The organism is Phenylobacterium sp. (assembly GCF_036264965.1).
Lineage (GTDB): Bacteria > Pseudomonadota > Alphaproteobacteria > Caulobacterales > Caulobacteraceae > Phenylobacterium.
Map to the genome: position 1 here is coordinate 1 of NZ_DATAPY010000041.1, position 12,788 is coordinate 12,788.

At 68.8% G+C, this 12,788-nt stretch carries 14 protein-coding genes; 5 read left to right on the forward strand and 9 right to left on the reverse strand.

Annotated elements, in window-relative coordinates; genetic code table 11:
- Positions 1–304: 304 nt before the first annotated feature.
- Together phbB and VHS75_RS05885 are read right to left on the reverse strand one after the other, a co-directional pair.
- Positions 305–1,030 carry an acetoacetyl-CoA reductase gene (phbB, locus tag VHS75_RS05880; protein ID WP_329637678.1) on the reverse strand — a complete coding sequence of 242 codons (726 nt, stop codon included), beginning with the start codon at positions 1,028–1,030 and terminating at the stop codon, positions 305–307.
- Positions 1,031–1,077: 47 nt separating this feature from the next.
- Positions 1,078–2,253 (reverse strand): acetyl-CoA C-acetyltransferase, encoded by a 1,176-nt coding sequence (locus VHS75_RS05885; protein WP_329637679.1) that lies wholly within the window; start codon positions 2,251–2,253, stop codon positions 1,078–1,080.
- Between the two features lie 176 nt (positions 2,254–2,429).
- On the opposite strand from VHS75_RS05885, the gene phaR reads away from it, so the two are divergent.
- Together phaR and VHS75_RS05895 are read left to right on the forward strand one after the other, a co-directional pair.
- Positions 2,430–3,050, forward strand: a complete 621-nt coding sequence (phaR, locus tag VHS75_RS05890; RefSeq protein WP_329637680.1) for a polyhydroxyalkanoate synthesis repressor PhaR — start codon at positions 2,430–2,432, stop codon at positions 3,048–3,050.
- A 45-nt stretch (positions 3,051–3,095) separates the two neighbouring features.
- A complete protein-coding gene (locus tag VHS75_RS05895; RefSeq protein WP_329637681.1) occupies positions 3,096–3,425 on the forward strand; it encodes a hypothetical protein in 330 nt (109 codons plus the stop codon).
- Here the strand turns inward: VHS75_RS05895 and VHS75_RS05900 are convergent.
- On the reverse strand, positions 3,422–3,736 hold the full coding sequence (locus VHS75_RS05900; protein WP_329637682.1) for a DNA-binding protein: 315 nt from the start codon (positions 3,734–3,736) through the stop codon (positions 3,422–3,424). The two genes, VHS75_RS05895 and VHS75_RS05900, sit on opposite strands and share 4 nt — an antisense overlap.
- 304 nt (positions 3,737–4,040) lie before the next feature.
- A complete protein-coding gene (locus VHS75_RS05905; protein WP_329637683.1) occupies positions 4,041–4,781 on the reverse strand; it encodes a glycosyltransferase in 741 nt (246 codons plus the stop codon).
- A 163-nt stretch (positions 4,782–4,944) separates the two neighbouring features.
- Here VHS75_RS05905 and VHS75_RS05910 point away from each other — a divergent pair, with 163 nt between their 5' ends.
- Genes VHS75_RS05910 through VHS75_RS05920 form a run of 3 tightly spaced genes read left to right on the forward strand, consistent with a single transcriptional unit; the run spans position 4,945 to position 8,170 of the window.
- Positions 4,945–6,645 carry a glycosyltransferase family 39 protein gene (locus tag VHS75_RS05910; protein WP_329637684.1) on the forward strand — a complete coding sequence of 567 codons (1,701 nt, stop codon included), beginning with the start codon at positions 4,945–4,947 and terminating at the stop codon, positions 6,643–6,645.
- Entirely contained in the window at positions 6,642–7,574 is a 933-nt protein-coding gene (locus tag VHS75_RS05915) for a hydroxymethylglutaryl-CoA lyase (protein ID WP_329637685.1), read from the forward strand. Before VHS75_RS05910 ends, VHS75_RS05915 begins: the two co-directional genes overlap by 4 nt.
- Before the next feature lie 35 nt (positions 7,575–7,609).
- Positions 7,610–8,170 carry a hypothetical protein gene (locus VHS75_RS05920; RefSeq protein WP_329637686.1) on the forward strand — a complete coding sequence of 187 codons (561 nt, stop codon included), beginning with the start codon at positions 7,610–7,612 and terminating at the stop codon, positions 8,168–8,170.
- 7 nt (positions 8,171–8,177) lie between these two features.
- On the opposite strand, the gene VHS75_RS05925 is transcribed toward VHS75_RS05920, so the two are convergent.
- The 5 genes from VHS75_RS05925 to VHS75_RS05945 are packed head-to-tail and all read right to left on the reverse strand — an operon-like array spanning position 8,178 to position 12,741.
- On the reverse strand, positions 8,178–9,005 hold the full coding sequence (locus VHS75_RS05925) for a class I SAM-dependent methyltransferase (RefSeq protein WP_329637687.1): 828 nt from the start codon (positions 9,003–9,005) through the stop codon (positions 8,178–8,180).
- Between the two features lie 21 nt (positions 9,006–9,026).
- A complete protein-coding gene (locus VHS75_RS05930) occupies positions 9,027–9,965 on the reverse strand; it encodes a glycosyltransferase family 2 protein (RefSeq protein WP_329637688.1) in 939 nt (312 codons plus the stop codon).
- Positions 9,965–11,944: a threonine--tRNA ligase gene (gene thrS, locus VHS75_RS05935; protein WP_329637689.1), complete on the reverse strand. Its 1,980-nt coding sequence runs from the start codon at positions 11,942–11,944 to the stop codon at positions 9,965–9,967. Before thrS ends, VHS75_RS05930 begins: the two co-directional genes overlap by 1 nt.
- Positions 11,941–12,225, reverse strand: coding sequence for a membrane protein insertion efficiency factor YidD (gene yidD / locus VHS75_RS05940; protein WP_329637690.1), 285 nt, complete (start codon positions 12,223–12,225; stop codon positions 11,941–11,943). The genes thrS and yidD overlap by 4 nt, the downstream gene beginning before the upstream one ends.
- A 54-nt stretch (positions 12,226–12,279) precedes the next feature.
- The gene (locus VHS75_RS05945; protein ID WP_329637691.1) at positions 12,280–12,741 is read right to left on the reverse strand and encodes an iron-sulfur cluster assembly scaffold protein; all 462 of its coding nucleotides are present in this window, start codon (positions 12,739–12,741) and stop codon (positions 12,280–12,282) included.
- Positions 12,742–12,788 lie beyond the last annotated feature (47 nt).

Consider the following 12,788-nt stretch of genomic DNA (forward strand, 5'->3'; position numbering starts at 1 on the left):
CACGAAGACGTCGCCGTCCTCGGAGATGTAGCGCGCCACCGGCGGGGCGGAATAGTCGCGCCCGTCGCGGCCGTGGTGGAACAGGCTGTCACTCAGGCTGCCCAAGGGGCCCGCCAGCGCCGGCTGCGCCATGGCGAGGCCCACGCCCAGCCCCGCGCATAGCGCGATGGCGAGGCTGGCTGCCGAAGCCGCAGACCGCGTCCTTGATTTAGCCCGTGGCTTGGCCGTCATAACAGACAAGGCCATGCCCAGGGCGTGTGGCGCTTTTTGGACCGGCGCGAGGCCATCCCCCGACGGCCGCCGTTTAGCCGACCAGGTACTGTCCGCCATTGAGCGACAGTGTCGTTCCGGTCACATAGCCGGCCCGCTCGCCGGCCAGGAAGGCGACCATGTCGGCGATCTCGTCGCCGCGGCCCAGCCGTCCCACCGGGATCTGGCCGATGATGCCCTCCAGCACCTTTTCCGGCACAGCCTGCACCATCTCGGTGTCGATGTAGCCGGGCGCGATGACGTTCACGGTGACGCCCTTCTTGGCGTTCTCCAGCGCCAATGCCTTGGAGAAGCCGATCATGCCGGCCTTGGCGGCGGAATAGTTCGTCTGGCCGACCTGGCCCTTCTGGCCGTTGATCGAAGAGATGTTGATGATCCGGCCCCACCCGCGTTCGCGCATGCCCTCGATCACCTGCCGGGTCATGTTGAACAGCGAGTCCATGTTCACCACGATGACCTCGCTCCACTGCTCGTGGGTCATCTTGTGGAAAACACCGTCGCGGGTGATGCCGGCGTTGTTCACCAGGATGTCGATGGGGCCGAGTTCGGCTTCGACGGCCTGCGCGGCGCGCTGGCAGTCGGCGAAGTTGCCGACGTTGCCTTTGATGATCATCGCGCCGGTCTCGCGCTTCAGGGCCTCGGCCGCCGCGTCGTTGCCGGAGTAGCCCGCGGCGACCTTGATCCCGTCGGCGGTCAGCCGCTCGACGATCGCCCGCCCGATGCCACGGGTTCCACCCGTGACCAGCGCCACCCTGGCCATGCGTTCGTTCTCCCTATCGACGGGCGGCGGTTGATCCGCCGCTCAGATCAGACTTTCTCGACGCACATGGCCACGCCCATGCCGCCGCCGACGCAGAGCGTGGCGAGGCCTTTGGTTGCGTCCGTGCGGTTCATCTCGTGCAGCAGGGTGGTCAGGATCCGCGCGCCGGACGCGCCGATCGGGTGGCCGATGGCGATGGCCCCGCCGTTGACGTTGACCTTCGCCGGGTCGAGGCCCAGGTCGCGCACCACGCAGATCGACTGCGCCGCGAACGCCTCGTTGCTCTCGATCAGGTCGAGGTCGCCCACCGACCAGCCGGCCCGCTCCAGGGCCTTGCGGCTGGCGGGGATCGGGCCCGTGCCCATGATCTCCGGATCGACGCCCGCGTTGGCCCAGGACGCGATGCGCGCCAGTGGCTTCAGACCGCGCTTCTTGGCCTCGTCGGCGGTCATCAGCACCAGGGCCGCGGCGCCGTCGTTGAGGCCGGACGCATTGGCCGCCGTGACCGAGCCCTCCTTGCTGAAGGCCGGCTTCAGGGCGGCCATGGCTTCCAGCGTCGCGCCATGGCGGATGTATTCGTCCTGATCGACGACGGTGTCGCCCTTGCGGCCCTTGATGGTGACGGGCGCGATCTCGCCGGCGAACCTGCCGGCCTTCTGGGCGGCCTCGGCCTTGTTCTGCGAGCCGACGGCGAACCGGTCCTGGTCCTCGCGGGTGATCTGCCAGCGGTTGGCGATGTTCTCTGCCGTCTGGCCCATGTGGTAGCCGTGGAAGGCGTCCCAGAGCCCGTCCTTGATCATGGTGTCGACCAGGGCCAGATCGCCCATCTTCTGGCCGGTCCGCAGGTTCTGGGCGTGGGGAGCCTGGCTCATGCTCTCCTGGCCACCGGCAATCACGATGTCGGCCGAGCCGTCCATGATCTGCTGGGCGCCCAGCGCCACGGCGCGCAGACCCGAGCCGCAAAGCTGGTTCAGGCTCCAGGCGGGGCTTTCCACCGGGATACCGGCGTTGACGCTGGCCTGCCGGGCCGGACCCTGGCCGGCGCCGGCCTGCAGCACCTGTCCCATCACCACTTCATCGACATCGGCGGCCTTGATCCCGGCGCGTTCGATCGCGGCCAGGATGGCGATCTTGCCGAGTTCGTGGGCGGGCAGGCTGGAGAGCGCCCCGTTGAACGAGCCCACCGGCGTGCGGGCGGCGGAGACGATGACGATGTCGGTCATGACGCGTATTCCTCGACCTTCGAAGGGACGGCCCTTCATCATCTATTGGGAGCGCACGACATTTCCGCAACCCCGCGCGTGATTTAGCGCCGATTGCCATTCTGCTCGCATCCGCGATACTGCGGCGCCGAAACAGCGGTTCGCGGAGGTTCGCGGACCCCGAACAAGGATTTGGGATGGCCGACACTGAAGGGACAGCCGCCCCGGGCGAGCGCGTCGTCATCAAGAAGTACGCCAACCGGCGGCTCTACAACACCGCCTCTTCCAGCTACGTCACCCTCGAACACCTCTCGGAGATGGTGAAGAAGAACGTCGATTTCGTGGTCTATGACGCCAAGACCAACGAGGACATCACCCGTTCGGTCCTGACCCAGATCATCTTCGAGGAAGAGAGCCAGGGCCAGAGCCTGCTGCCCATCCAGTTCCTGCGCCAGCTGATCGGCTTCTACGGCAACTCCATGCAGGCGTTCCTGCCGTCCTACCTAGAACTCTCGCTCGCCAGCTTCACTCAGCAGCAGGAGCGAATGCGCACCCAGTTCTCGGCGCTCGGCTCGGCCGCGCCCGGCGTCGGCGTGTTCGACGAGCAGGTGCGCCAGAACCTCGCGCTCTTCGATCGGGCGATGAAGATGTTCTCGCCCTTCGCCTACGCCCCGCGCGCCGAGGAACCGGCGCCCGCGCCCAAGGCCGAACCGGCGCCGCCTCCGGCCACGCCCGCCGCCGACGAGGCCCTGGTGGCGCTGCGCAAACAGATGGAGGACATGCAGGCTCAGATTGAGAAGCTGGCCGGCAAGCGTTAACGTCGCGGCGCCGGTTGGCCCGAGTCCTGCACAGATAGTCGCAAGATGACCATGTACATCGATCCTCTCCGCAGGGCCTCAGGGGCCAACCGCAACGGCAAGGCGGAAAACGGGACAGACCGTGCCGATTTGACGCAGGAGGCCGAGGGCAGCCTGTTGCCGGTCCCGGTCAGCCCGCCGCGCACCATCTCCTCCGGCGCAACCCGCATCGGCGGCGCCTCGGCCATCGACGCCCAGATGCTCGGCGAACGTCGCGGTCTGCGCGCCGGCTATGATATCCACGGCCGGGCCGCTGGCAGCTACAACCACACGGAATGGTCTGGGTCCTATGACCGCCGCGCGCCCAAGGGCCGCGCCGCACGCACCGAGATCTAGCGCGCCCTCAGGCGTACAATCTCTGCTTCCAAGATCGCCACCCGCCGTTCGAGCGCTGCGATCCGCACGGCCGCGTCGTCCCACCCCGGAATCGGCGTCGATATCCCCGCGTGGGCGGCGACTTCTGCCGCGCCTTCGCCCAACAGCTCGGCAAAGACCGCCACCTCGGCGGCGGAAAGCTCTCGTTGGTCCTTGAAGACCAGGGCCAGGTCCTCGGCGCTCATCCCCGCGGCGGCGGCCAATACGTCGCGCGAAAGCCCCCGCGCCGCGAGGCGGGCGTCGAACCAGTCGGCGTCGAAGAACAGGGCCATGTCGTTTCTTGGAGCGCTCCGCGGCGAGTGGCGCCCGTCTTGCTTAACCGTGTTGGCGATTCCGATCACGGGGCCCCGTCATGCTGCAAGCCGTCTACCGCCTCGTCGACGTGGCCGTCGTCGCGCTGATCCTCTCGGCCCTGACCTAGCCTTCCCTCCCTTAATGGGGACGGACAGACGGCGAAGCCGGCAGGGTGGGGAAGTCGCGTCCAAGCGCGGACTCGGAACTTCGGCCCACACAGCCTCACCCGTCTCCCCCGGATCAAGTCCGGGGTCACCACCGTCCCCATTAAGGGAGGGGATTTCAAATCTCGTCCACGCCGCCCGGGTTGCGGGCTCGTGACTGCAGCCAGATGACCCCGAACAGGTCCGACAGCGACGCCCAGAGCCGGCCGAGGTTGGTGTACTTCGACGCGCCTGTCTGGCGGTGTCGGTGGTTCACCGGCCGGAAGGCCGTCTGGTAGCCCTCCCGCTGCATGAGCGCCGGCAGATAGCGGTGGATGTGGTCGAAGTAGGGGAGCCGCAGGAACGCCTCGCGGCGGAAGGCCTTCAAGCCGCAGCCGGTGTCGTTGGCCGTATCGTTGAGCAGCCGTTTCCGAACCCCGTTGCCGATCCGCGACGCAACCTTCTTCGCCGCGCTGTCCTGGCGCTTCACCCGCTCACCGCCCACCAGGGCCAGCTCCGGCGGCCCGGCCGACAGGGCGTCGACCAGCCCGGGCCCATCCGCCGGGTCGTTCTGGCCGTCGCCGTCGAGGGTGACGATCACCGCCCCGCGCGCAGCCAGGATGCCGGAACGAATCGCGCGGCTCTGGCCGGAGTTCTTGGCGTGGCTCAGGACGCGCAGCTGCGGGATCTCGCCGCTCAGCACCTTCAGCGCCTCGCGCGTGCCGTCGCGGCTGGCGTCGTCCACGAAGATCATCTCGTAGTTGCGGCCCTTGAAGGCCGCGGCGATCTCGCGGGCGAGCGCGGGCGCGGCGCCCTCCTCGTCAAAGACGGGCACGACCACGGAGACCTCGGGCGGGGAAGCGGCAGGAGTGCGAGCCATCGCTGCCTCCCTTACCGGAAAAGCGGGCGTTGGAAAGGATCGTCCGAGAGCCTTCCCATCTCGACTTCGAGATGGAGAAGAAGGCTCGACCAGCAAAAGTCAAAGCGTCACGGGCGACGAAACTGATATCAGTTTCGCCTGTGACGCTTTAGGCACCGCCGACATGACGCTTGAGGGTGAACTGGCGCGGCTGAGCCGCGGCTGGCGGGGGCCGGCGCTTGCGGCTTTGATCGCGTTCCTGGCCGGCCTGCCCGGCCTGATCGCCGTGCCGCCGCTGGACCGCGACGAATCCCGATTCGCCCAGGCCACCGCCCAGATGCTGGAGAGCCGCGACTTCACGGTCATCCGCTACCAGGAGGAGCCCCGGTTCAAGAAGCCGGTGGGCATCCACTGGCTGCAGGCGGCCAGCGTCGCCGTCTTCTCCAACCCGGAAGATCGCGAGATCTGGGCCTACCGCATCCCGAGCCTGCTGGGCGCCATGCTGGCCGCCGCCGCCTGCGCCTGGGGCGCCTCGGCCTTCTTCGGCGCGCCGGCGGGCCTTCTGGCCGGGGCGATGCTCGGCGCGACCTTCATGCTGTCGACCGAGGCGCTGATCGCCAAGACCGACGCGACGCTGTGCGGCTTCACCACCCTGGCGCTGGCTGCGCTCGGGCGGATCTACGCGGAGGCCCGGGAGGGACCGCCGGCCGGCAGGCGCGCCTGGCTGCTCTTCTGGATCGGCGTCTCGGTCGCGACCCTGGTGAAGGGTCCCGTAGGGCCGATGGTGGCGGGGCTGACCATCGTCGCCCTTTGCCTCAGCGAGCGGCGGGCGGCCTGGCTGGGCCGCCTCAAATGGATCTGGGGTCTGATCATCCTGGTCGCCATCTGCGGGCCCTGGGCCTGGGCGGTGACGGTGGCCACCGACGGCGGGTTCTGGAGCGCGGCCCTGGGTGGCGACCTGGCGCCTAAGCTGGCCGGCGGGCAGGAGACCCATGGCGCGCCGCCCGGCTATCACACCCTGCTCTCGCCGATCCTGATGTTCCCCATGACCTTGCTGCTGCCGGCCGCGGCGGTCGTGGCCTGGAAGCGTCGCGGGGAGCCCGGCGTGCGGTTCGCGTTATGTTGGCTGATCCCTACCTGGCTGGTGTTCGAGGCCCTACCGACCAAGCTCGTCCACTACACCCTGCCGGCCTATGGCGCGGTGGCTTGGCTGGCGGCCGCGGCCCTGGTGGCGCCGATCGGCAAGGGCGCGCGCTGGAGCGGTGCGGTCCTGGCGGGCCTGTTCGGCGTCCTGCTGGCGGGCGGCGCCTTCTATCTGGTCAAGGCCTATGGCGACGCCTCGGACCTGGTCGCCGCGATTCCGGCGGCGCTGTTCCTCGCCAGTGCGGGCCTGGTCGGCGGCTACATGCTGATCCGTCAGGCGCCGCCAAAGGCCGCGGTCGCCGCGCTCGCCCTGGGCGTCGCCGGCCACGCCACCCTGGCCGCCGGTCTCGCCCCGCGCCTCAATCCGCTATGGCTTTCGTCGCGGGTTGAGCGGGTGATGGCCAAGGCCCAGCTGCTGCCCGAGCAGGGCATCGCCGACGCCCCCGTCACCGTTGCGGGCTACGCCGAACCCAGCCTGGTCTTCGCGCTCGGAACCCCGACGGAGCTCGCCGGTTTCGACGACGCCGCCCAGGCGATCTCCGAGCATCGCCCCGCCGTGGTCGAACAACGGGAGGACGCCAATTTCCAGAAGGCCCTGGCGGCCTACCACGCGCGGGCCCATCTGGTGGCCACGGTCAAAGGCCTCGACTATTCGGACGGCAAGAAGATGACCCTGCGCGTCTACGAGGCGGCGCCGGGATCGCCGCAAGCAGACGTTCCAGAGACAGGAGGCCAGCCGTGAGCCGCCACATCGAGATTGTCGAGGTCGGGCCCCGCGACGGCCTGCAGAACGAGAAGGCCCTGCTGGAGGTCGATCAGAAGCTGGAGTTCATCCGCCGCCTGGAGGCCGCCGGCGCGCGGCGCATGGAGACCGTCTCCTTCGTCAACGCCAAGCGCGTGCCCCAGATGGCCGGCGCCGAGGAGATCTCCGAGGCCCTGCCGCACACGGCCGGCCGCTCGCGCATCGGGCTGGTGCTGAACGAGCGCGGCTGGGACCGCTGTGTCGCCGCCGGCTGCGACGAGGCCAACGTCGTGGTCTGCGCCACCGACGGCTTCGGCATCCGCAATCAGGGCGCATCGGCCGCCGAGCAGACCGCCGCCATGCAGGCCATCGCCGCGCGCCAGAAGGCCGAGGGCGGCCCGCCGATCACCGTGACAATCTCGGTGGCTTTCGGCTGCCCCTTCGACGGCGAGGTCAGCGAGGAGCAGGTGGTCCGCATCGTCCGCGCCGCCGCGGAAGCCGGCGTGGCCGAGATCGCGCTCGCCGACACCATCGGCGTCGCCGATCCCTGGCTGGTGCGCAAGCGCGTCGAGGCCACACGGAAGGCCGCCCCGGACCAGCGCCTGCGCATGCACTTCCACGACACCCGCAACACCGGCCTGGCCAACGCCTACGCCTCCATCGAGGCCGGCGTCGACGTGCTGGACGCCAGTTGCGGCGGCCTGGGCGGCTGCCCCTTCGCGCCGGACGCCACCGGCAACATCGGCACGGAAGACCTGGTCTACATGCTGGAGCGCGCGGGCTTCGAGACCGGCTACGACCTGCCGGCCCTGATCGACACGGCGAAGTGGATGGCGACCATCCTCGGCAAGCCCCCGGCCGCCTCGGTCAGCCGCGCGGGCGTGTTCCCAAATCCGGCGGAGCTATCGACCCCCGAGGTCGGCAGATAGGAATGGAAGACAAACTCAAAGGACCACCGAGAGCCATGAGATCCGCGCTCCTGCTCCTCGTCCTTGCGGCGTTCTGCGCCAACCCAGGTCCGTCTGAAGCCAAGTCTCGGCCAACCCTCGAGCGAACACGCGCCCTGCCCAGCCTCTGCCACCCGCCTGAGGTCGCGCTGTTCCAATGCGCGGTAGGCGCCAAGCAGCTCGCCATCTGCGCGGCGGACGCCCCAGGAACGGCGCAGTACCGTTATGGCGTCCCGGGCAAGGTGGAACTCGCATATCCGGCCGCGCCGCAGGCCGGCCCGTCGCCTCTCAAATGGGCGACGACCGGCTATTCGGGAGGTGGCGAGACCCAGGTGTCCTTCGAGAACGCCGGCGTGACCTACATAATCTATTCGCGAATGGTCAGGACCGGCTTCGGTAAGGACGGACACCACAATCCGCAGGATGAGCTGGGCGTCGCCGCGCTCAAGGGAGCCAAGCTTCTTTCGAACCGCAGGTGTCGCGCGGCGAAGATCGAAGGTGGCCACGACGACTGGATCGACGAGCAACGGGCCAAGCAGCTGCTGCTGCCCGGGCCTTTCGTAGACATTCCCGAGTGACCCGCCGCTAGCCCTTCACCGCGACGAACAGGTCCTGGCCGCCGTCGTAGTCGCTGGGTGGGGCCCAAAGGCCGTTGTGGCTGGCGGTGAGTTTCAGGCCCGCGGCGGCGACCGCCGCCTCGATCGCCGGGCGCCAGTGGCCGATGGCGCGCTCCGGCGAGCGGGGGTCGACGATCATCGAGGTCTCGTCGAAGGGCTGGAAGGCGAAGGTCTCCGAGCCCTCGCGGCCCCGCGTCAGCGAAAAGGCGGTGAAGGCGAGGCGACCGCCCGGCTTCAACACCCGCGCTGACTCAGCCAGATAGCGCCGCATCCCGGCCATCCGCATGTGGGTGAACACCGAGGTCGCAAACGCCAGGTCGACGGAGGCGTCGGCGGCCGGGAACACCACCTCGCTCTCCGCCAACTTGCCGGCCGCGTTGTACTCGCCGTTCCAGACGTCCAGGTGTTCGAACGTCATGTGCGGCTGGCGGGCGAAGCGGCGGCGGCAGGCGCGGATGCCCGCCGGCGACAGGTCGAAGCCGACATAGGTCCCTCCGCCCTCAGCCAGCAGCGGCGAGAGCTGCTCGGCCACCCGGCCGTTGCCGCAGCCGATGTCGAGCACCCGATCACCGGGCTTCAGGCCCGCGTGGTCGTTCAAGTGGCGCACCAACTGGGCGCCCACGGCCACGAAGTCGCCGTCGCCGACGTTGTGCACGAACGCCCACGGCTCGGCGCGCCGCTTCGGGTCGGACAGGCGCGCCGGCAGGCCTTTGACATCCAGCAGGGCACCGGCCAGCATGCGGCGCACGCCCGGCGGCGCAACGGCGATCAGTCTACGGAGGATGCGCGGCGCCATCGTCCCGTCCGCGCTTGGGCGCTAGCCGGCGCGGCCCCGGAAACGCCACATGACCGGGCGCACCACCGCCGCGCCGACCACGATCGGCGACATCAGCCAGGCGATGACGCTCTGGGTCACGCCCACCGCGCGCTTGCGGAAATAACGGGCGAGGCCCACGCCCTTGTGGAATTCGACGCGGATCGGGCTGGTGAGGCTCGTGTGACCCAGGTGGATCACCTCGGCCTTGGGATGGAACAGCACCCGCCCGCCCATCTCGCGCACCCGCCAGCAGAGGTCGACGTCCTCGACGTGCAGGAAATAGCCCTCGTCGAAGCCCTTCACAGCCTCGAAGTCCTCGCGGCGCATGCAGAAGCAGGCGCCGGAGATGGTCGGCACGGCGGCCGCCTTGTCTGGCACCGCCTCGTCTTCCCAATGCACCTCATAGCGCCGCCAGGCCGCCGTCTTGCCGGCCAGCTGGCTGAGTGACATCAGCGCATTCATCAGGGTGATCTCGCCGCGCCGCGCGCCGCGCTGCTCGGTCAGGTCGGTGTTCAGCACCCGGCCGCCGACGATGCAGGGCGAAGGCCGGCCCTCGATCTCGCGCACCAGCTCGGCGATGCAGCGCGGCTGCAGGAAGGCGTCGGGGTTGAGGAACACCAGGATGTCGCCGCTCGCGGTGCGCGCGCCAAGGTTGGCGCCGCGCGCGAAGCCGACGTTGCCGTGCCCGGAGAGCAACACAACCCGCTTGTCGCGTTCCGCCAGACTGCGCAGATGCGCCGCTTCCGGCCCGGTCGAGCCGTTGTCGACGATGACGAACTCGTCGACCAACGGGTCGTTCAGCACCCGCTCGACGCTTTCCTCGATGGCCGGGCCGGTCATGTAGACGACCATGACCACCGAGACGCCGCGCCGCGCCGTCAGGAACTCCGGGGTCGGCGCAGGCTCGTGAGCGACGATCGATGCGGCGATGCCGTTCATCAAGCCTCCCTGGCGCGGCTCGCGCCCGGGGCGCGCAAATCAGCTTCCCCCCCGGCGTCAACAGCATCGGGCGGAGTCGCTTGCGTGGCAAGCAGGTTCGCGGCTGCCGAGAGGTCGAGGATCTGCTGCCCGTCCGAGCCGAGGCGGCGCAGCGCCACCTTGCCCTCTTCCGCCTCGCGGCGGCCGACAACGGCGATCACCGGCACCTTGGCCAGGGAGTGCTCCCGGACCTTCAGATTGATCTTCTCGTTGCGCAGATCGGTTTCCACGCGCAGCCCCTTCGCCCGCAACGCCGCCGCCGCCTGGAGGGCGAAGTCGTCGGCGTCGGAGGTGATCGTGGCGACCGTAACCTGAACGGGAGCCAACCAGAGCGGGAAAGCCCCGGCGTAGTTCTCGATCATCACGCCCAGGAAGCGCTCCATGGAGCCGCAGATCGCCCGGTGCAGCATCACCGGCCGCTGCTTGGAGCCATCTTCGGCGACATATTCGGCGTCCAGCCGCTCGGGCAGCACATAGTCGAGCTGCAGCGTGCCGCACTGCCAGGTCCGCCCGATGGCGTCGCGCAGGTGGAACTCCAGCTTCGGGCCGTAGAAGGCGCCTTCGCCCGGCAACAGCTCGACCTCGGCGATGCCGGCGTTCTTCGCCGCCCGCTCCAGCTTTTGCTCGGCGATGTCCCAGACCTCGTCCGTACCGAACCTTAAGTCGGGCCGCAGGGCCAGCTTCACCGCGTGTAGCTCCAGGCCGCAGTCGCGGTAGACGCTCTCGAGCAGGCGCACGAACTTCGTCGACTCGTCCTCGATCTGGTCCTCGCGGCAGAAGATGTGCGCGTCGTCCTGGGTGAAGGCCCGCACCCGGAAGATGCCGTGCAGGGCGCCCGACGGCTCATAGCGGTGGCAAGCGCCGAACTCGGCCATGCGCAGCGGCAGGTCGCGATAGGACTTCTGGCCGTGGTTGAAGATCTGCACGTGGCCCGGGCAGTTCATCGGCTTGACGGCCAGGACCTCGCCTTCCTCCGTCTCGCAGGTGAACATGTTCTTGCCGAACTTCTCCCAGTGCCCGGACTTCTCCCAGAGCACCCGGTCCATGATCTGCGGGGCCTTGACCTCCACATAGCCGTCGGCGTCGAGGCGGCGGCGCATATAGGCCTCCACCGTGCGGTAGAGCGTCCAGCCCTTGGGGTGCCAGAAGATCATCCCCTTGGCCTCTTCCTGAAGGTGGAAGAGGTCCATGGCCTTGCCGATCTTGCGGTGGTCGCGCTTCTCGGCCTCCTCGATGCGGTGGAGATAGGCTTCGAGGTCGGCTTCCGAGGCCCAGGCCGTGCCGTAGATGCGCTGGAGCATGGCGTTGCGGTGGTCGCCGCGCCAATAGGCGCCGGCCAGCTTGGTCAACTTGAAGGCCTTGCCCACGAACTTCGTCGAGGGGAAGTGGGGGCCGCGGCAGAGGTCCTTCCAGTTCCCCTGGCGATAGACGCTGACGTCCTCGCCGGCCGGAATGCCTTCGATGATCTCGGCCTTGTAGGCCTCGCCGATGGACTTGAAGTGGGCGATGGCCTCGTCGCGCTTCCAGACCTCGCGGCTGATCGCCTCGTCGCGGTCGACGATCTCCTTCATCTTCGCTTCGATCGACGCCAGGTCATCCAGGCTGAACGGCTCGGCGCGGGCGAAGTCGTAGTAGAATCCGTCTTCGATCGAGGGGCCGATGGTGACCTGCGTGCCGGGGAACAGCTCCTGCACCGCCTCGGCCATGATGTGGCTGGCGTCGTGGCGCAGGGTCTCAAGGCTCTCCCGCGCATCGCGCGTCAGGATCTCGAAATGGCCGCCGGCGGGCAGCGGCCGGTCCACGTCGTAGAGCTCGCCGCCCAGCTTGATCAGCGCGGCGCGCTTGGCCAGCGAGGGCGCGATGGACGCCGCAACGTCCTTGCCCGTCACGCCGTCGTCGTACTGGCGTTTCGAACCATCAGGGAAAATCAGGTCGATCATGTCTCACAGGTCCACTTGCGCGCCGGACCGCCAATGTCCTTTGGCGGCTTTTGACGCGGAGGCGGGACCGGATCGAAACCCGAACCGCCGCCCCAGGGATGACAACGACACAGCCTCTTGGCGGCGAGAGCAGTCCCGCGCCACGGGCCGTGGCCGATCAGGGCGTTTGCGGCGTATTCCGAGCAGGTCGGAAGGAACCGGCATTGCCGCCCGATCAGCGGCGAAAGCGTCAGCTTGTAGGCGCGAAGCGCGCCTCTGACGCAGCGTTCGTAGAAAGTCATGCCGGCTAAGGTCTTCCGCTCGAGGGCAGCGATTACGCTGCCGCTAGCGGAGGATCAAGCTGCGCCGGCGGGGCTAGTTCGCCCGGTGTCACGGGTGGTCGCCGTCCGGACAGCCTCGGTCACCGCCTCGAACGCGAGCAGCGTCGAGGCGTGGCGAGCGGGATAGTCCTTCACAGGCGCGAGCATGGCCAGGTCCGAAAATCGTCCGTCCGGCGCGGGCGCGCCGTCCTTCAACATAGCGCGGAATTGGTTGCAGGTCACTTCCAGCTCTTCGAGGCTGGCGCCGACCACATGGGCGCCCAGCACTGAAGCCGCCGCCTGGCCGAGCGCGCAGGCCTTCACATCCTGGGCGAAGTCGGCCACCCGGCCGCCCTCGACGGTCACGTCGACCACCACCCGGCTGCCGCACAGCTTGGCGATCTTCTCGACGCTGGCGTCGGGCGCGGCGAGGCGCCCGATCCGGGGCATGTTGGCCGCCAGCGCCAGCAGTTTCGCCGAGTAGAGGTCGTCGATCATGGCCTCTAGATCGGGGGCCGAACGCAGCGTGTCAAATAAGTGCGTTT